Annotated in this window: 16 protein-coding genes; 13 read left to right on the top strand and 3 right to left on the bottom strand. The window is 36.6% G+C overall.

What is annotated here, in order from left to right; genetic code table 11:
• Nucleotides 1-197 precede the first annotated feature (197 nt).
• The 9 genes from ACFQIC_RS11350 to ACFQIC_RS11390 all read left to right on the top strand — a co-directional run bounded on the left by ACFQIC_RS11350 (nucleotide 198) and on the right by ACFQIC_RS11390 (nucleotide 10298).
• The gene (locus tag ACFQIC_RS11350) at nucleotides 198-470 is read left to right on the top strand and encodes a hypothetical protein (RefSeq protein WP_204709405.1); all 273 of its coding nucleotides are present in this window, start codon (nucleotides 198-200) and stop codon (nucleotides 468-470) included.
• 444 nt (nucleotides 471-914) lie between these two features.
• Nucleotides 915-1304, top strand: a complete 390-nt coding sequence (locus ACFQIC_RS11355) for an SEC-C metal-binding domain-containing protein (RefSeq protein WP_204709406.1) — start codon at nucleotides 915-917, stop codon at nucleotides 1302-1304.
• Complete coding sequence (locus ACFQIC_RS11360; RefSeq protein WP_204709407.1) at nucleotides 1285-1998, top strand: hypothetical protein; 714 nt, start codon at nucleotides 1285-1287, stop codon at nucleotides 1996-1998. Before ACFQIC_RS11355 ends, ACFQIC_RS11360 begins: the two co-directional genes overlap by 20 nt.
• Nucleotides 1923-2813, top strand: coding sequence for a tetratricopeptide repeat protein (locus ACFQIC_RS11365; protein WP_204709408.1), 891 nt, complete (start codon nucleotides 1923-1925; stop codon nucleotides 2811-2813). Before ACFQIC_RS11360 ends, ACFQIC_RS11365 begins: the two co-directional genes overlap by 76 nt.
• A gap of 451 nt (nucleotides 2814-3264) precedes the next feature.
• A complete protein-coding gene (locus ACFQIC_RS11370) occupies nucleotides 3265-4317 on the top strand; it encodes a hypothetical protein (RefSeq protein ID WP_204709410.1) in 1053 nt (350 codons plus the stop codon).
• Between the two features lie 314 nt (nucleotides 4318-4631).
• Nucleotides 4632-5651, top strand: a complete 1020-nt coding sequence (locus tag ACFQIC_RS11375) for an S-layer homology domain-containing protein (protein ID WP_204709415.1) — start codon at nucleotides 4632-4634, stop codon at nucleotides 5649-5651.
• Nucleotides 5652-6215: 564 nt separating this feature from the next.
• Nucleotides 6216-7235: a C40 family peptidase gene (locus ACFQIC_RS11380; RefSeq protein WP_390217106.1), complete on the top strand. Its 1020-nt coding sequence runs from the start codon at nucleotides 6216-6218 to the stop codon at nucleotides 7233-7235.
• A gap of 280 nt (nucleotides 7236-7515) precedes the next feature.
• Nucleotides 7516-9726 carry a 5'-nucleotidase C-terminal domain-containing protein gene (locus tag ACFQIC_RS11385; protein WP_390217107.1) on the top strand — a complete coding sequence of 737 codons (2211 nt, stop codon included), beginning with the start codon at nucleotides 7516-7518 and terminating at the stop codon, nucleotides 9724-9726.
• A 353-nt stretch (nucleotides 9727-10079) separates the two neighbouring features.
• Nucleotides 10080-10298 (top strand): hypothetical protein, encoded by a 219-nt coding sequence (locus tag ACFQIC_RS11390; RefSeq protein WP_204709416.1) that lies wholly within the window; start codon nucleotides 10080-10082, stop codon nucleotides 10296-10298.
• A gap of 32 nt (nucleotides 10299-10330) precedes the next feature.
• Here ACFQIC_RS11390 and ACFQIC_RS11395 read toward each other — a convergent pair whose 3' ends face one another.
• Together ACFQIC_RS11395 and secA2 are read right to left on the bottom strand one after the other, a co-directional pair.
• Nucleotides 10331-11233 (bottom strand): accessory Sec system S-layer assembly protein, encoded by a 903-nt coding sequence (locus ACFQIC_RS11395; protein ID WP_204709420.1) that lies wholly within the window; start codon nucleotides 11231-11233, stop codon nucleotides 10331-10333.
• The gene (secA2, locus tag ACFQIC_RS11400; RefSeq protein WP_204709425.1) at nucleotides 11226-13628 is read right to left on the bottom strand and encodes an accessory Sec system translocase SecA2; all 2403 of its coding nucleotides are present in this window, start codon (nucleotides 13626-13628) and stop codon (nucleotides 11226-11228) included. Before secA2 ends, ACFQIC_RS11395 begins: the two co-directional genes overlap by 8 nt.
• Before the next feature lie 334 nt (nucleotides 13629-13962).
• On the opposite strand from secA2, the gene ACFQIC_RS11405 reads away from it, so the two are divergent.
• From ACFQIC_RS11405 to ACFQIC_RS11420, 4 genes are all read left to right on the top strand, one after another.
• Nucleotides 13963-15009 (top strand): glycosyltransferase family 4 protein, encoded by a 1047-nt coding sequence (locus ACFQIC_RS11405; protein WP_204709427.1) that lies wholly within the window; start codon nucleotides 13963-13965, stop codon nucleotides 15007-15009.
• 178 nt (nucleotides 15010-15187) lie between these two features.
• Nucleotides 15188-15946 carry a YveK family protein gene (locus tag ACFQIC_RS11410; protein WP_204709429.1) on the top strand — a complete coding sequence of 253 codons (759 nt, stop codon included), beginning with the start codon at nucleotides 15188-15190 and terminating at the stop codon, nucleotides 15944-15946.
• Nucleotides 15936-16637, top strand: coding sequence for a CpsD/CapB family tyrosine-protein kinase (locus ACFQIC_RS11415; RefSeq protein ID WP_390217108.1), 702 nt, complete (start codon nucleotides 15936-15938; stop codon nucleotides 16635-16637). The genes ACFQIC_RS11410 and ACFQIC_RS11415 overlap by 11 nt, the downstream gene beginning before the upstream one ends.
• A 318-nt stretch (nucleotides 16638-16955) precedes the next feature.
• Nucleotides 16956-17162, top strand: a complete 207-nt coding sequence (locus ACFQIC_RS11420) for a YkvS family protein (RefSeq protein ID WP_204709431.1) — start codon at nucleotides 16956-16958, stop codon at nucleotides 17160-17162.
• A gap of 468 nt (nucleotides 17163-17630) precedes the next feature.
• On the opposite strand, the gene ACFQIC_RS11425 is transcribed toward ACFQIC_RS11420, so the two are convergent.
• A complete protein-coding gene (locus ACFQIC_RS11425; RefSeq protein WP_204709432.1) occupies nucleotides 17631-19091 on the bottom strand; it encodes an APC family permease in 1461 nt (486 codons plus the stop codon).
• Nucleotides 19092-19184: the final 93 nt, after the last annotated feature.

Raw genomic sequence — 19184 nt, forward strand, 5'->3', positions numbered from 1 at the left:
GTAACCTCCAAAACCTTGATACCTGAACTATTGATGTTCAGGTATCAAGGTTACTCTAATTTTAGTAATCATATTGGTATAGAGCTACTTAGCAATATAGGGCTAAATTTGAAAGAATAGGATAAATTAATAATGGCCGTAAAGTAACGCTTTCGTCTGTTTCGTTGATGCACATTTTACTAAATGGAGGGAATTTAATGAAAGAACTAAGCGAACAGCAAATTATGGTGAATATAGCGTTGTCACTTTTAGAATTGCAATCTGAAAATAAAGCTCTGAAGGAAATGTTAATGAAAAAGAATATTATAGTATTGGAAGAATTAAGTTCTAGGCAAGAAAATATTTTTAAGAGTGAAGCTAGAACTGAGGTAGCGGAACTATTTGGTATGGACGATGAAGAGTTCAATGCATATGTCAGTAATCATGATTTTGATCAAGGTATGATCCCTGGTGTGGAAGAAAATAGGTGATGTAAAAGTAAACGGCAAGCAAAAAGGAAGTCTTATGGAGAAAAATCTCTTTCAGCAGTAACGTCTGGGCTAGTGGGCCTGATCCATTCTGTATAATTAAAGGATTTAATTATTAAGTAAACCACAAGCCCGATAACCGAGCGATAAATGCTTAGTTATCGGGGGATTTTGTTTTTTATCCTGTTGATGTTACTCACAATTGAAAAGTCTTAGTGAGGTCTGGCTTTCGTTGCGTTATATTAGAAAATGCTAGTAGTACTAGACCCCATTAGGGGAAAGTGTGAAAGACTGCGTTGTTCTGTGATATTATTAGAATTGTTCATAGGTAAAACCTAATTTATAACAAATGTTCTATATACATAGTTGTTAAAATCTATAATTATAAGGATAAGTATAACTCTTCTATATAATAAGATAAACACCAGGAAAGGAGTAAGCTATATTATGAAAGTGGGAAGAAATGACCCATGTCCATGTGGCAGTGGAAAAAAGTATAAAAAGTGTTGTGGGAATAGTAAGGTTATTGAATTTCCTACTCAAATTGTAAATAACGAATTAGATCAATACTTCAGAAGCCTTCAAGAATATATAGTTGATCATTATCCTCACGTAATGCCTGCGATTCCAGCAAAATCAGATACGGAAAAACTTCATGAATTTTTTTCGATTTTGCAAAAGACCGTTTTTAATAGTCATAAAGAAAATAAAACAATAATGGAAGAATACGTAAATCGCGTAAAAGATTCAGTGATTCGACCAGCGACGAAAGAGTCCCTAGAGTCGTGGCCCAACTCAGTAAGCTGGTTTATTTTCAGTGAAAACGATCATTTCTGAGCAAGAGGTCCAATTAAAAAATGAACTCAACGAAGCGGACTACCAGGTGGATCGCTCGTCGATTGCGGCTGAAAATTTGGAGGAAACACCTTACTCGTTTGGCGTTTTAATGAAGTGGGGGAAAAACCATCGATTCATGCCGGTTGGTATTCCAGAGCATGAAGCCCCTTTTTATGCTTTTCTGAACTATCTTAAGGAACAGCATAAAGAGTCAGGAGGGCAACAGACTGTAGGAGAATATCTGGCTTCTACTTTAGTCCAGCAATTTCAAGCATTTATCAATCGAGAGGGAATGAGTAATCCTATTGATATGTGGAACGGCAAACCACAACAAAAAGCAGTTTTAGAGTTATTAGATCAGAAGCTTGAGACTCATGTGAAAGATGAGTATTTTTATGACCGAGTGAAAGGCTTTTGGATATACTATTGTGAGCAGGAGTCACCGATCATTCGTAAGCCCGCTGTGTTTGCTGCAACGCTTGAATATATGTACAAAACGACACCTTACTTTGGGACAAATCTCCCTCCGGTTACCCAAAAGTATGTCGCAAAAAAGTATGGAGTTAGTCCAAATAGTATTTCAAAACGCAAGTATGAATTGGAAGATCAACTATTTGAATGGTGGATGAAGTCAGTGAAAATAGTGAAATGCTTGACCACTCCTTTTCGGTTAATTCTAGCAGTCAGATTATAACGGAGCGTTTGATGTTTGAAAGTACTAAAAAAGCAGGGGAAATAGATTTTGAAAGTTTTGAACAACTAAATGAATATATGAATGCGATGAAAGATGAACCATTCACTCCTGAAACCGATGAAGAAAAAGCGCAAATTTTAGCATACGATGCTTATGAAACAGACGACCTTGAGAAACGTGCATCTCTTGCGGAAGAGGCGTTAGCTTTAGATCCGAATAGCATCGACGCCCGATTAGTAAAGTCAACGTTTGTTTCTTCCCCATTAAAAAAGGAAAACCTGTTACTCAAGGCAATCAATATAGGCTTGCGATCCTTAGATTTGAAGTCTGATGAGCTATGGATGAATATAAATGCACGCCCATTCTTACGGGCACAGGAAGCCTTAGCCGAACATTTTGTGGAAATTGGCGAAAAAGAAAAAGCAATCACTCTATATGAGGAGTTACTCCAATATAATGTGAATGATAATCAGGGCGTTCGTTTTGTTTTATTTCGGTTGTATATAGAGGAGAATAAATTAAATGAGGCGGATGAATTACTTGCAGAATTTCCTGGTAAAACAGCTGATTGGAAATTTTCAGAGGTCCTATTGTTACTCAAAAGAAATGTTTCAGAAGAGTTCTTTTCTGATAAGTTGTTTGATGCTCACCTCACGAATTCATATTTCATTTCCGTGCTAGTTGGGGAAATAGAGCTTCCAGATAGATTGCCCGAGCGTTACACACCTGGATCCCTTGAAGAGGCAATCATATATGGATACCGAAATAAACACCTATGGCAAGACTATTTAGAGATTTTAAACATTTTTATGTAATTTCCTTTCAGGCATCGCACTCAAGAGTGGGACGATTTAGTTGGTAGAATTATTGATGAAATTGATAGAGTGTAAAGTTCATCATTTGGATTCATCATGATTTTTTTGAGAAATCTAGTAAACCCATGAAAATACTCGCTATTTCTTTGCAATCCTTCTCAGAGATAACAATCAACGAAAGGAAAGAAATAGCGAGTGTTTTACCCTGTTTCTTAAAAAATGTTACTAGTAGAAAGCGACAGAAAACTCACAAGTTCAAACACTATGAAACAAAAATCTACATGGGAACAGTTTATATTCTAATCCGTTCCCGAATCCATAAGAGTAAACCTAGTGAAAAAGCTTCCATCATTTTTGATCAATCTTACAACTACCAAATATTGCAATCCATTCACAATTAATTATCTGTTACTATGATTACAGTGAAGAAATCAGGAGAGATGTATTGCGTATGAAAGACTTTATGATTAAAGGAACCCTTATAACCATGGTAATTGTGTTGCTCGTATCTTGTTCAAATCAAGATTATCAAAAGGCTATGGACGAGGGAATTAAAAGTTCGGGAGAAAAAGACTATCATCTCGCGGCTGCATATTTTGAGAACGCTCTTCAGGAGCAAGAAAAGCCAGAAGCAGTTTCCTATTTCAACCAAACAATGGAAATGGAAAAAGCCATTCAAGCATATGAAAATAAAAATTATCCAGCTGCGATGACGTCTATAGAAAACGTGTTGGATACAGAAAATGGTCTAGAGACAGTCAAGCTTGATGCCAAGCAATTAAAACAAAAGGTGGAATCAGCGAGGGACCTTATCGATTCGTTTGAGGGAAAAATGGAGCAAGTAAGTGATGACATAAAAGAAAAAGACTTAGATTCGGCTCAAAATGGCTTGTATCATCTTCAAAGCGATATAGAAAACAATCCTCAATTATCACATTTCTATTCGGAAGTGCTGAGTTTACAAGATCAATGGAATGAAACTCTTGTCAAAGGAGAAGAGGAAGAAACTCAAAATCAGGTGATAGAAGAAATTCAAGAAGATGATCAGGATCCACCGAAAGAGCAACAATCATCAAATGAAACCGACGAAGAACTCGCCTATACCACATATTCAAATGAACGTTTTGGTTTTTCCTTTTCGTATCCCACTTTTTTAGAGATGAACCCACCCCCAACCAATGGAGATGGGATTACTTTAACCCATGAAGATTTTGAAATGGTGGCCTATGGAGGACATACTAATGTTTTAAGTGATAATGAAACAATTGAAACGTACTATCAAGAAAATTTAGATAATCTCGGCGAAGTCCACTATCAAAAATTGACTGATCAATGGTATGTGTTGTCTTATCAAGAACAGGGAACGGTTACTTATAAAAAGTTCTTTTTTAATGACAGCGAGTTCAACACCTTTACGATCACATATCCTGCCAGTAAACAAGATAAATACGGTGATATTACCACTAAGATTGCCAATGATTTTTATTCGCCTGTGATTTATTAGGTCAATGGATTATGTCCCCCTAGTTCTAATGTTGCGTGTTCAACAGCTAGTACTAGGGATTTTTATATGAGTTGTGATTAGTTGCTGAAAAGTTTCTCCTTAATGATATTGATAATATTTTGTATACCTCTCCTTTGCTTCCACCTTATAAGAGTAACCGTGAAATCTCTTTTTTAGTGAAGAGCCAAAAAAAGGGGTCACTTCCTAATTCAACCATATTTGTTAATAATTCAACTATTTCCATAAAAATGCCCTCCACTAAACCCTCTTTTTCATATGATATACTTTATTAAAATATGAAAAGGAGATTTTCTATGAAAAAAATAGTGTGGAGTTTTGCATTTGCTATATTTTTAACCTTTCTTGCCCCTCATTCTTCCTTGTGGGCCCAGTCCTTTCAAGATGTGGATTCTGTACCTTGGGCAGTCAATTCTATAGACTATTTAAGTGAACGAGGTATTATTAACGGCTACGATTCTCGTACTTTTGGACCGAATGATGAAATAACTCGTTCTCAAGCTTCTTTAATGCTTGTTAATGAGCTTTATCCAGAAGAACAGGCGTCTCAATCTTCGGCATTTCCTGATGTTCCACAGAGCAATCCGTATTATAATGCTATTACAGTTGCATCTGAAAAAGAGTTGATGGAAGGTTATTTGGATGGTTCTTTTCAACCAGGGGACCCGATTACAAGGGCGGAAACAGCGGTATTAATTGATACAGCATATGAAATCGAGCGTGGTGAAGATGCACTAAGTTTTGATGATACATATTCTGTTCCTTGGGCCTTACATAGCATTCTGGATTTATCATCTCAGCAGATTATTAAAGGATACCATGATGGCTCATTTAGACCTAATGAGTCTATTACACGTGCGGAGTTTGCTGTTGTACTAGCATCGACTTTAAATCCTGATTTGAATAATGACAGTAGTGAAGATAGTCCTTCTGAAAACCATGAACTCCAAGCATTTGAAGAAGAAGTTGTAAATCTTACAAATGAAGAAAGAGAAAAGCGAGGATTGAATACTCTTTCTATTGATCCTAAGTTATCAAAGGTTGCCTGGCACAAATCAGAAGATATGAATGTGAATAATTACTTTTCTCACCAATCCCCAACATATGGATCACCGTTTGATATGATGGACGAGTTTGGAGTGAATTACTCGTTGGCAGCCGAAAACATCGCCAAGGGGCATACTTCTCCAGAAGAAGTTGTTGAAGGTTGGATGAATAGCCCTGGGCACAAGAAGAATATTTTAAGAGATGGGATTACGCATATTGGTGTTGGATATGAAAATCGTTATTGGACACAGCTGTTTACAAAAAAATAGAAGTTTAAAAGAAGAGTCGGGAATCATAACCGACTTTTCTTTTTATAGAAGGCATTTTTTCAAGAAGTAGGAGATATAAAGTTTAGTCAGTCCCACACTCAAATGACCCTTAGGTTTTGATAGAAGTTAAGAATAATTATGCATTCTGTCTAGTTGTTTTGAAAAAGCGGAATTTATTACAGGATATAAAAGGAGAATATGTAATTTAAACGAGAAGGGAATAGGTGTTGCTCTTTATAGAAAGAAACAAGGTCATATTTAATAGTCAAATTTTTTCTAATGGTAATTTCATAACTTAAAAGGTGATTTTCAGTAGTAGCCCATTCGGGTGTTTTTCCAATCTTCTTTTAAAATGGATCGAAAATAGGGCCTGGTTTTATCCAGATAATCTTTTAGGAAGGACGTCTGTTTAATAAGTGAATATATGTTTTTTGGTTAACTATTAAATGTCGAATTTTAAATATTTGTTACAGATTTTCAGATATTGTTATACAACTGTAAAATAAAAATCTAACATTATATGATACCCTGAACTTAGATTAATAAAACGTGGGGGTCTACATAATGATTAGAAAGTTTTTAGTTACAATTTTGACTGGTTTATTAGTTCTTTCTGTATTTACACCACAGGCAATGGCATCTTCTGTTTCGGGTAGTCAAATTACAAAGATTGCAAATAAGTACTCTGGTACTCCTTATAATTATGGCGGAACAACACCATCAGGCTTTGATTGCTCTGGATATACTTCCTATGTCTTTAAGCAAGCAGGGATTGACCTTCCTCGTACATCATCGAGTCAATATGGAATAGGGGATTATGTTTCTAAATCAAACCTAAAGTCTGGAGATCTAGTGTTCTTCGGTAGTTCACCTGGATCTAGTTCAGTTTCGCACGTTGGTATTTATACTAGTAACGGAAACTTTATTTCAGCAACTTCTAGTAAAGGCGTTGATGAAAGATCTGTTAATGACCCTTATTACTGGGGAGATCGATATATTGGAGCTAAAAGAATAGTTGAAGAGTCAACTTCTACTGCTTCCAGTCAAAATGACGAAAAACTTCCTACAGGACAGTATCATGATGTAAATAGTGATTTCTGGGCGCACAAGCATATTAAAAAGTTGAGTGAAGCAGGGATTATTAATGGAGACAATGCTCAAAATTTTAATCCTAATAATAAGGTTACAAGAGCGGAAGCTGCGAAAATGTTGGGTGAAGCTATAGGACTAAAAGAATCTACTAAGAGTTCATTTAATGATTCCTCATCTCACTGGGCAGAAGGATATATTAATGCAGCTGCAGAAGCAGGAATTATTGAAGGAGATGGAAATGGAAGCTTCCGTCCTGATGATAGTATTAGTAGAGAAGAGATTGCTGCTATTCTAAGTCGGTCATTTGGTTTAAGTGTCGAAAAAGGGGAAGCAACTTTTACAGATGTTTCCACAGATAGTTGGGCATATGAGAATATTGAAGCTATGGTAGCTCATTCTATCACTACTGGATATGATGAAAACAATTTTGCACCGAAAAAGAATGCAAGCCGTACAGAGTTTGCAGTATTTGTTTATAGAGCTCTTTACTAATTTAATAGTTTCCATTCATGGACCAAGCCTTAGATGCTTGGTCTTTCTTGTGTAAGAAATTAACTGATTAAGAATAGATCAATGAAATAATGTGCTGAAATTTCTGTATGAAAATCGTCTTATTTCTTTCAACAATAGACTAATTAGTGTAATATCAGAATTGTAAGATTTTTCGAACAATAGCATGAATATTTGACTTTTTTGGGTAAGACATTGTGTGCAATTGAAACTATTAGAGAAGTACATAGTTTCAAAAAAATTTTGGGGAGGAAATTTATTAATGGCGAGTCAGAAAAAGAAAAATGGTAAAGTTTTAATTTCATCTTTAGGTATGGCTGTGGCCGCTTCTTCTGTTGTACCAGCTGCTGTAGCAGCGAATTTTAGTTTCTCGGATGTTTCTGAAGAACATCAGTATTATGATGTCATTCACGAGTTAGCAGATGCTAACGTTACCAATGGTTATGAAGATGGCGAATTTAAGATGAACGCCTCTATGACTAGGGCAGAAGCTTCTAAGATGATTGTAAAAATTCTTGACATGGACTCAGTATCATCTTCAAATGATCCGTTTTCTGATGTGCCAAACGACGCGTGGTATGCTGAATATGTAAATACCCTTTATGATGCTGGGTATATTTCAGGGATGGGAGATGGAACCTTTAAACCTAACAGTGAAATGACACGTGCAGAATTTGCACAGCTTATCGTTAATGCTTATGAAATCCCTGAAAAAAAAACTGAACTTCCTTTCGGTGATCTAGGCGAAGGTGGTTGGTATGAACCTGCAATTGAAACATTATATGCAAATGGTTTAATCAATGGTTTAACACCTATTACTTTTGGTCCGCAGGAAGACGTGAAGCGTGGTGACTTCGCTTGGTTACTAGCTAATACCGATTACAAGTTTGGTGATAAACTTCCAAAACCTACTGATTTTAAGTTGTCAGTTATGCACACAAATGACACTCATGCTCATTTAGATGATGTTGCTAAACGAGTGACTGCTGTTGAGAACGTTCGTGCTGAAAAACCTAATGCTTTGCTTCTTGATGCAGGTGACGTTTTCTCTGGGACACTTTATTTTAATGAATTTCAAGGCAAAGCTGATCTAGAATTTATGAATATGATGGACTATGATTTAATGACATTTGGTAACCACGAATTTGACCTAGGTTCAAGTCCTGATGGTCATAAATCGCTAGCAGAATTTGTATCTGCTTCCCAATTTCCATATGTTAGTTCGAATGTCGACTTCTCTAATGATGAAAATATGTCAGGACTTTTTAATGATGAAATGTCTAGCAATCCTGAAGATGGAGAGATTTATAAAAGTGTTGTTCAAGAAGTAGAAGGTGAAAAAGTAGGGGTTTTTGGTCTGACTACTGCGGAAACAGCTGATATTTCTAGTCCTGGGGATGTCGAATTTGAAGACTATATCTCATCAGCACAAGAGCAAGTAGCAGCATTTGAAAAACAGGGTATTGATAAAATTATTGCATTAACACATATTGGTTATAATGATAACCCTAATTATGACAATGACCTTCTTTTAGCTGAACATGTTGAAGGTATTGATGTAATTGTTGGTGCTCACAGTCATACTTCCTTAGAAAAACCTACGGAAATTTCGGAAACTGAAGACGGGATAGAGAAAGAGCCAACAATAATCGTTCAGGCGTCTGAATACGGAAATGATCTTGGAACTCTTGATGTTGAATTTGATGCGAAGGGAACGGTAGTAGGGTATGCAGGTGAACTAATTGACGTATCCGAACAAGAAGAAGATCCAGAAGCCGCCGAGGTGCTTAAGAAGTACTCTGAACAAGTAGCAGAAGTGAAAAATGAGGAAAGTGGAGGAGTAGCTTTAGATGAACTTCCTAACCCTCGCACAGGAGATGGCGGCAAGATCAGTGTTAGAAATAGCGAAACAAAACTAGGAAACTTAATAACCGATGGTATGCTTGATAAAGCAATTGAGTACGATAACAATGTGATCGCTGCTTTCCAAAATGGGGGAGGTATTCGTACATCCATTGATGAAGGAATAATCACTATGGGTGAGATTCTAGAGGTACTTCCATTCGGAAACACCCTTGCGACAATGAACTTATCCGGTACTGAAATTCTAGAAGCTCTTGAACATAGCGTACGTGAGGCTCCAGGTGAAAATGGTGGATTTTTACACGTATCTGGAATGAACTTTACTTATGATAGCTCTATGGAATCTGGTAATCGTGTTGAGAACGTAGAATTTGAACAAGATGGTCAATTGGTTTCTCTCGAAGAAAACAAAGAATATACAATTGCTACTAATGCTTTCACTGCTAAAGGTGGAGATGGATTTGATGTTTTCGCTGCAGCTTATGAGGATGGTCGCGTGACGGACTTAGGTTCCTCTGACTGGGAGAACTTGCGTGATTACGTTGCAGAATTAGGTGAGGTTGATCCTGAGATTGAAGATAGAATCGTAGATGTAGCAAACGAAGAGTAAAATACAAAAATTAAGGGATTGAATTAAAACGCCGAAAAAGCGATTAAAAAATCCTTTGGTAGTCGAAGATGACCCCAGAGTTCTGGGGTCATCTTCCTTCTGATCTAAATCAATTACACTTTAAAGAATATCTTCTGGTTGATATAATTATATTTAGATGGGTTTTGGGTAAGAGTCTTTTGAACCAATCCTTCTAATGAACAATAATTTTATTAATCTATCAAATTATGGAAAACATAAATTTAACTGGAATGAGTTATCCAATTATGATAGTCTATTATTAGCCAATTCTAAGGAACACCATTAGAATGAAACTATAAATTTTATCCTTGGATAGGGAGGTTTTATTACATATGAAAAAACAAGTAAGTGTTAGGATAGATGAAAGTATAAATAATGAGTTAGATCAAAGGGTTCAAGAGTTAGGCATAAGTAAGAGTGCACTTGTTTCATTTTCTACACAGTTCTTCCTTCACCAGCTTAACCATGCGGAAAGTTCTCCTAATTCACGAGACTTAAACGTGTATGAATTGATAAAAGCAAATCTAGAAAACCAATATAATTCAAAATAAAAGGAGAGCCACTTGAGGTAGTGGCTCTCCTTTTATTTTTGTATAGGATATGCTTTCCACGTAGATAAGTCGATCTCATTGGAATTAATCATCGACTCTGGGAAAATAAAAGACCATGGCTTACTCGTATTCGACTTTATTTGAAAGTTATCGAGTTTGAAGCTTCCTTGAGCTACAACTTGTTCGGTTGCATCCTCGACTCTAAGTGGTAAATTCTCGAGCGTGACGTTCTTATCACTACCATTTCTAATTAAGAGGGTTACGTGGAGGTTGCCGTTTTCTACTTGTTGTGCTTTTAATCCTAGAAAGTTCACCTCCCCCGGTTTAGGTGGATTTATATTCTCTACATATTCTTCAAGTTTGTACAGATCCTTGCTAGCCAGTGACTTCTCCCAGCTCTCTGCAAGGTCTAACGCATGTTTTTTTTGAGTTTTTTTCAACTCAAAGGCCAACTTCCAGTCATTTGCAGGAATGGCTTCATTGCTTCCCAACATGTCTTCTTTTTCAAATATAAAAACCCAAGGACGACTAGAAAGTGGCGGAATGCTCCCGACTTTATCTAGATTAAATTCTTTTCGTGCCACTTTCGTACCTTGTTTATCAAGTAATAAGATAGGAGTGTCTTTTAATTTAATACTTTTAGACAAAGAACTACGAACAAAGGCTTTGACAATAATTCTCTCTTTATCTTTTTCTAAATCCGTGCCGTGTAAACTTATTTGATTGGATTTCAAGGGAGGTAAATCGTTATTTAGAAAATTATAAACATACTTATCTTCCTCAGCGAGTTTCCAATCGGGGTGAAGGGATAGACTTGGATACACGGCCTTATCTTCTGATGGTGTTTTATCATCAATTAATTCAGAAGCATCTATAGCACTTTTATCATATTCATTAGTTGTCTGTGACTTCTTTTTTTTCTTGAAATTAAACATGGGAATTCTCCTCTGCGGCTTGCTTTTCTTTTTCAAGTTCTCGATCCATTAATGGCTTAAGCTGTTTGGCCATTTGGTAGAGCATTTCTTTTTTTATTTGAAAGAATGTATGTTCAAAAATGCTATAGCCATCATTTTGATAAAGTCTTAGAGGGTCTTCTTGTTGATATTGACGAATGCCGACACCTTCTTTTAGTCTCGTCATTGCCTCTAAATGTTTGATCCATAGGGAATCAAGAACAGAAAGACTTCCTTCAGTTATCAGTTTTTGTAAAAGGTTGTGGTTTGTCCAATGTTTCAGTTCTTCTTGATAGGCTTTTGCTACTGCTTGTACGTATGTTCTTAATTCTTCGGTTGTTTCAAATTTCTTCTCTGCTACATTAACCTCTATATGAGGGGCAACGCGGCGTAGCTCTGATTGAATGATATCAAGTGGCCAATTTTCAGGAACAATTGTTTCAGTGCAATGCTTTTCAATGAGTTGATCAAAGTAGCCATCGATCATCGGAGAAAGAATGCTAATAACATCTTGCTCCTTCAGTAGGAGGTCGCGTAATTCATAAACGACTTGACGCTGATCATTGACCACATCATCTAATTTCAAAGTAAATTCCCGAATGTTGTAATTGCTTCCTTCACTAATCTTCTGAACGGTATCGATAAATTTATGAATATCAGTGTTTAATATTTTTCCGCTAGAATTCGTTTTGAGTGACTTCATTTTTCGTTCTCGTTCTGATTTAGCGAATCGATCAATCATATCGTCTTCAATAGAAATAATGAACTGTGAAGAGCCTGGATCTCCTTGACGACCTGAACGCCCTTTTAATTGGTTGTCAATTCGTCGTGCTTCATGTCTCTCCGTACCAACCACATGTAACCCGCCAAGTTCTGCTACACCTTCGCCAAGCACAATATCAGTGCCGCGTCCAGCCATATTGGTGGCGATTGTAATGTTGTCTTTTTGACCGGCAAGAGAAATGAGTTTGATTTCTTGTTCAACGCTTTTGGCATTTAATAATTCATAGGTAAGCCCTGCTTCATCCAGGTACTGCGCGATTTTGTCTGATTGAAGAATAGATGTTGTTCCAATTAGCACAGGTTGTCCTGTTGCATGTGTTTCCTTAGTTTCACGCACAACTTCGGCATATTTATTTTCTTTCGTCATAAATACTTTATCAGGCCGATCTTCGCGTGCAATAGGTTTGTTCGTTGGAACTTGGATAACATCCATCCCATAGACCGACTGAAATTCCTTCTCTTCGGTTTTTGCGGTACCCGTCATACCGGAAAGTTTAGGATACATTCTGAAATAGTTTTGGATCGTAACCGAGGCTTGGGATTTATTTTCTTCGGTAATCTCTAGTCCTTCTTTAGCTTCGATCGCTTGATGTAAACCATCGGACATTGTTCGGCCTTCCATCAATCGACCTGTAAACATATCAATGAGTTTGATCTCGTTTTCATCAATAATATAATCAACGTCACGCTCAAATAAAACGTGAGCCCGAACGGATTGAATCATGTAATGATAGAGAGTTTGGTGTTCTAAATCGAATAAATTATCAATACCAAAAGCTCTTTCAATTTTCGTTACCCCATCATCCGTAAGACTCACGGTTTTAGACTCGCGGTCAAACTGAAAATCACTATCTTCTTTGAAAGATTTAGCAACCGTTGCACCCACTTTATGTAAATTCGCACTAGCCATCATCTTTCCTGCGATAATCAAGGGTGTTTTTGCCTCATCAATTAGGACGCTATCTACTTCATCAATAATGGCATAATGATAAGGGCGTTGCACTATTTGAGAAAGATCTCTTACCATATTATCTCTTAAAAAGTCGAAGCCGAATTCAGTGCCAATACCATAGGTGATGTCCGCTTGGTAAGCTTGTTTTTTTTGCGCATTTGATATGTTAGGGATATTTAAACCTACTGCTAAACCGAGGAATTGGTGAAGAGGACCCATCGTTTCAAAATCACGTTTGGCTAAATATTCATTTACTGTGATCACATGTACGCCTTTACCTTCAAGGGCAATTAGGTAACTGGCAAGTGTAGCTACTAATGTTTTTCCTTCACCTGTCGCCATTTCAGAAATGTCACCATCTGTTAAAACGAGTCCGCCGATCAGTTGAACATCAAAATGACGCATGCCAAGAACACGCTTAGCAGCTTCACGTACAACAGCAAAAGCTTCGTTCCGTATATCGTAAACAGATTTACCATTTGTTAGAGCATTTTTAAATTCTTCCGTCTTTAACTGTAGTTGCTCATCCGAAAGTTCACTTAGGGAAGTTTCAATTGTATTAATAGAAGTTACTGTTTTATAATATTTTTTTAATTGACGCTCACTTTTTTCGGGAAAGATTTTCTTAATAGAATCTATCATTGGTCTTAAACTCTCCTTGATGTTAATAGTCACTTCTTCTAGTTTATCATGTCCAGTAGTTATTTTATAGACTTTGGATGTGTTTGATATTCCATATTTATATAAATGCAACTGTACATTAAACTCTATTGATATGTCGATTTATAAGAAAAATAGCAGAATTAAGTATAGAATTTTTTTTGAAAATAATGTATTCTTGTAGAAGATATTATTAACGTGACGATAATAAAATTCTAATTTAAGTTTAAAAACACTAATAATAAAAGTGATCCCTTATATTGTTTTGGGAAGATTGGACAAATAGCGCAGGTTAGTGAATCTTAGGAGGTACCATATGGAATACATGGTTTTTATATCTTGCTTAATTGCTACTATCTTGATCACACCATTGGTCAAAAGATTTGCCATCAAAATAGGAGCTACTGACCAACCTAATGATCGTAAAGTACATAAAAAGGTAATGCCTCGTTTAGGTGGTATGGCTATATTTATGAGCTTTTTATTGGGGATGCTTATTTTTTTTCCGAATAGCACCTATACGATTCCGGTGTTAATTGGGGGTATCATCATTATTGTTACGGGATTAGCTGATGATCTGTTTGATATTTCACCTAAGCTGAAAATACTTGGTCAGTTATTAGCAACTTCTGTTGTTATTATTGGTGGAGTACAAGTCGAATTTATTAATCTACCATTTGGTGGACAGTTAGAATTCGGATACTTCAGTATTCCAATTACGATTCTATGGATAGTAGGAATAACCAATGCGATTAATCTAATCGATGGGTTGGATGGTTTAGCAGCTGGAGTATCATCAATTGCTTTATTAACCATCACTGGTATGGCCTTAACTATGGGGAATACATTTGTCGTACTTGTTGGATTAATGATGCTAGGCAGTACATTAGGTTTCCTTTTATATAACTTCCACCCTGCGAAAATATTTATGGGAGATACGGGTGCTCTGTTTTTGGGCTTCATGATTGCCGTGTTATCCTTACTTGGTTTCAAAAACGTTACCTTATTTTCTTTTATCATTCCGATTATTATTTTGGGTGTACCTATTTCTGATACGTTATTTGCTATTGTTAGAAGGAAATTACAAAATAAATCTTTATCATCACCCGATAAATCTCACTTGCATCATTGCTTATTAAATCTCGGGTATTCACATAGACAAACGGTGTTGATTATCTATGCAGTCAGCGCCCTATTTAGCATTGGCGCAGTGATCTTCTCTCAAGCCACTTTATTTGGTGCATTAGCAGTACTTGGCCTGTTAATTCTTATGATTGAGCTTATTGTTGAATTCACTGGATTAGTAGGTGTGGAATATCGCCCCATTTTAAATATGGTGAAAGGGTATAAAACTAGAAAATAAAAATACAGTACTTTTTACAAAATCTCTATGTAAAAAGTGCTGTATTTATTAATTTTACAAAGATTTGGGGATATTTTCATATTAATCTACCCTTTATAAAATAGGGTGATGTGGTATAATAAAAGTTATATTGTGTTTTTTGAAAGATTGCTATTATACAATATTTGGAGGTACACTAATGGAGGAAACTATTTCTTTGAAAGAAATATTTGAAGTATTAAAAAAAAGATTTTGGATGATTTTCGCTATAACAATAGGTGCTGCAATGATAAGTGCAATAGTTACTTTCTTTATTTTAACGCCAACATATGAAGCTTCATCTGAACTAATTGTTAGTCAATCAGAAAGCAAGGGTCAGGAAACTCCATATGATGTGAATGATATTAGAACTAACGTCCAACTGATTAGTACTTATAATGTAATTATTAAAAGTCCTGCTATATTGGATCAAGTGGTTGAATCCATGGACCTTAATATGTCACCAGAACAACTGAGTAGTAAAATTTCAGTGTCAAGTGCAGAGGAATCCCAGGTTTTGAATGTGACTGTTACAGATGAAAGTTCCTCTATGGCCACTAATATAGCTAACGAAACAGTGGAGACGTTTCAAGAAACCATCCCTACGTTAATGAATGTAGATAACGTTAATATTTTATCGCCTGCCGTTGAGAGAGCAAACTCATCTCCCGTTAGCCCTCAACCTTTATTGAATATTGCCATAGCTATAGTTGTTGGTCTTATGGTTGGTGTTGGATTGGCTTTCTTATTAGAATACCTTGATAATACAGTAAAAACGGAACAAGATGTGGAAAAAACATTAGGATTACCGTTAATGGGTGTTATCTCAACAGTTTCTGAAGAGGACCTTGTACCGGAATCAAGAAGCAGGCAACATAACCGTACAAGTAAGGTAAGGGGTGAGTCTGTTGGCACGTAAATCAAGAAAAAAGAAACAAATAATGATGAAGGCAAGGAAAGTAATTGCCAATGATAACCCTAAATCACCAATTGCAGAGCAATATCGAACAATCAGAGCAAATTTACAATTCGCATCTGTAGACGAAGATTTGCACTCGTTGCTTATTACTTCCCCAGGCCCATCGGAAGGAAAGTCCATAACGGCTGCAAACATAGCCGCAGTTTTCGCACAACAAGGAAAAAGCGTTCTATTAGTTGATGCTGATTTAAGGAAGCCTACCGTACATCACTCATTTCGTTTAAACAATACGAAGGGGTTAAGTAATTTCTTAGTTGGGAAAGAAGTTCTAAAAGATGCAGCGCAAGAAACAATGGTTGATAATTTAGATGTATTGACAAGCGGGCCTATACCTCCTAATCCTTCTGAGTTATTAGGTTCGAAGGCCATGAATAAACTATTACTCGATTCACGCCAAACCTATGATCATGTTATCTTTGATACACCACCAGTTTTAGCTGTTTCTGACTCACAAGTCTTAGCTAATGAAGTTGATGGAGTTATGCTTGTTGTAAGAAGCGGTTTAACAGAAATTTCCGCTACTCAACGTGCAAAGGAACTTTTACAACAATCGAAAGCTAATTTGCTAGGTGTTGTATTGAATGATCGTGAGAAAAAGAGTAGTAATTATTATTATTATTACGGTAGTTAAGAACAGAGGCTTTGGCCTCTGTTCTTTTTTTCATCTTAGGCTCTAACAGTTATCTGAACAATATCCCTCTTGCTAGCTACTTCAACTTATGGAAATCCTTTATCTTATTACGTTAAATTACATAGCCTTATAAAAATATTCATTAGAGAGTTATATGTTAAATCAAACCAATACAGGAACTATTGAGTTGTTTTCAAATTATTTGTAATAATAAATTTCTTTTATTATAATATAAATACAATAACAGGCTCAGATGGTTAATTCCTATAAGTTTGTTATTTTTATAGTTTAATTTGTTTTGTAAAAGGGGGCTTTATAGTGTTTTATCCAGACGATAAAGTAGCACAACCCGGAAATGTTGTTGAGTTTGTACGAGATGACATATTGTTTAAAGGGGAAGTTATCCCTAATCAGTGCCAACGCTCTGTCATTGTTGATTTAAAAGTAATGGATAACCTTGATGAAATTGATTTTGAGTATGATCGTACCGTTGTGGCTCATGAGAACTATCGAATCTTATCTTGACTTTAAGTGTACAGGGCGTTTGCCGGAATTCTTACTAACTTGGTAGAACAATTAACCAAGTTTACTATTGTATAATCGTAAATATTTAGGACAGAATCAAGGTTCCCTCGCAAGAAACAGATAAAGGGGCTTAAGGGAACGTTTGAAGCCACTAAAAAAGCCTTCACAAAATAAAGGAAGGGGATACCTATTATAAATTGGTGATCCCCTTCCTTTTTTAAGAATATCCACTTTACCTGACGGCTCATTAAAATTTTTGTCATCTTGTTAAAACATTGTTCAAGAATTTGAAAGAACAGTCAAAGAAAATGACGCAAAGTGATTAGCTCAACTCATTTTCTTTGACCATGGGCAATGGTTTATTGAATCAGACACTTCAATGGCTAATTTAGAAATAGCTAAGCTTGACATCCAATAATTTTAATCAAAAGACTCGCTCCAAACTTTTGTAGGCGAACCTTTTGATTACTATAATTTTTCTTTACCTAAGATCAGGTAATTTAATTCTTCTTCAGTTAATTTGTTGTAGCGTCCAGAATTAAACAAGTAGAATAGGATCCCCAATAATACCCAGACACCGAGCGCAATGAGTGATTCGTTTCCAAGTGCTGCTGGTGATGCGGGAACTAATAACAGCAGGAGAAACGTGATCGAACTAAGCATACCTAGTAGCGATAAGAGTTTCTTACCAGGTGCGACAACGCTTGCTTTGTGATAATCGGACTGCTTGTCTGACCATTTGAAGATTTTATAAGCAGTGGCTGTACAGAAGAAGTATGCAATGGCCACACCTGTTGAAGACATATCAACAACCCATAGGAGAGCCTCGCGTCCAAACCACGGAGCAATTAAACAAACCCCCATAGTGAACAAAATTCCTACATAAGGTGTATGGTACTTGCTGTGTAATGAACGAAAAACGTTTGGCAAAATTCGTGCACGCCCCATGGCAAAAGTTAAACGACTGGACGACAGGAAGAACCCGTTTAATCCCGTGAAGATCCCCATACATATGGCTCCGGCAATAATAAAGACGCCGGTACGCCCCATGTAACTTTCAATAGCATCTCCGGTTCCCCAAACTGAATTCTCTTGATCAATTTGAGTGAGAAGATCTGGCCAAGGCATCGTACTTGCCGTAATAATAATCATAAACGAATAGGCAAGACCCGCAGCTACTAAGGACCATATAATCAGGCTAAAGGCTCGCTTAGGTTCAAACTCGAACTCCTCAGCGGCTTGTGGGATATTGTCGAAACCTACATAAGCAAACGGAGCAATCGCCAAGATCGCAAGAATCGAAGCTATTGCTGATTGAGAAGGTTCAAAAGCGGGAGTTATATTAGAGAAACTCGGCCCTTCCGTGAAAATGGCTCCGGCAGCAAGAAATAAGATCCCTAAAATCAAAATAATACTAAAGACAAATTGTGTCTGGCCAGAAAAACTGGTCCCACGAATATTTAGAAATGCAAATAATATTAATGCGATACTCGCTATCAATATTTGAATAATGGAAACGTCATATCCTGCTACGGAATACATCGTTCCGATCGAAGCGAAGTCCGGGAATAAAAATTTGGCTAATAAAGCTAGAGCTGACGCGTTTAAGGCAACGATACACATGTATCCGAGCGTAAGAAACCAACCAGCTATAAAGGCTAATCCTCTTCCAAATCCTATATAAGCATAGGAAAATTCTCCGCCTGTTACTGGAAATTTATCAATGAGGAATCCATAGCTGACCCCAATCACCATCATAAGAATGGCGCCTAATAGGATTCCGATAACTACACCAATTGGCCCGGCTTGTCCAATCCAATCCGTAGGTAGTACAAATGCACCCCAACCGATTGCTGATCCAAAAGCAATGGCCCATACCCAGTGGGGCTTAAGGGAGCGTTTTAATTGTCTTCTTTCAAGATTCGCCATAAATGAATAATGCCTCCTAGTTATAATTGCAACAGAACCATTCTACTTTTTGTTCTGTTTATGCACAATCGATATAAACTCAATTACGAATTT

The organism is Halobacillus seohaensis (assembly GCF_042663045.1).
GTDB classification, from domain to species: Bacteria; Bacillota; Bacilli; order Bacillales; family Halobacillaceae; genus Halobacillus_A; species Halobacillus_A seohaensis.

Coding starts and splice junctions, on each gene's coding strand:
- ACFQIC_RS11350 (WP_204709405.1), top strand. CDS start 198: ATGAAAGAACTAAGCGAACAGCAAATTATGGTGAATATAGCGTTGTCA.
- ACFQIC_RS11395 (WP_204709420.1), bottom strand. CDS start 11,233: ATGTTTAATTTCAAGAAAAAAAAGAAGTCACAGACAACTAATGAATAT.
- ACFQIC_RS11370 (WP_204709410.1), top strand. CDS start 3,265: ATGAAAGACTTTATGATTAAAGGAACCCTTATAACCATGGTAATTGTG.
- ACFQIC_RS11375 (WP_204709415.1), top strand. CDS start 4,632: ATGAAAAAAATAGTGTGGAGTTTTGCATTTGCTATATTTTTAACCTTT.
- ACFQIC_RS11380 (WP_390217106.1), top strand. CDS start 6,216: ATGATTAGAAAGTTTTTAGTTACAATTTTGACTGGTTTATTAGTTCTT.
- ACFQIC_RS11410 (WP_204709429.1), top strand. CDS start 15,188: ATGGAGGAAACTATTTCTTTGAAAGAAATATTTGAAGTATTAAAAAAA.
- ACFQIC_RS11365 (WP_204709408.1), top strand. CDS start 1,923: ATGGTGGATGAAGTCAGTGAAAATAGTGAAATGCTTGACCACTCCTTT.
- ACFQIC_RS11390 (WP_204709416.1), top strand. CDS start 10,080: ATGAAAAAACAAGTAAGTGTTAGGATAGATGAAAGTATAAATAATGAG.
- ACFQIC_RS11385 (WP_390217107.1), top strand. CDS start 7,516: ATGGCGAGTCAGAAAAAGAAAAATGGTAAAGTTTTAATTTCATCTTTA.
- ACFQIC_RS11355 (WP_204709406.1), top strand. CDS start 915: ATGAAAGTGGGAAGAAATGACCCATGTCCATGTGGCAGTGGAAAAAAG.
- ACFQIC_RS11425 (WP_204709432.1), bottom strand. CDS start 19,091: ATGGCGAATCTTGAAAGAAGACAATTAAAACGCTCCCTTAAGCCCCAC.
- secA2 (WP_204709425.1), bottom strand. CDS start 13,628: ATGATAGATTCTATTAAGAAAATCTTTCCCGAAAAAAGTGAGCGTCAA.
- ACFQIC_RS11405 (WP_204709427.1), top strand. CDS start 13,963: ATGGAATACATGGTTTTTATATCTTGCTTAATTGCTACTATCTTGATC.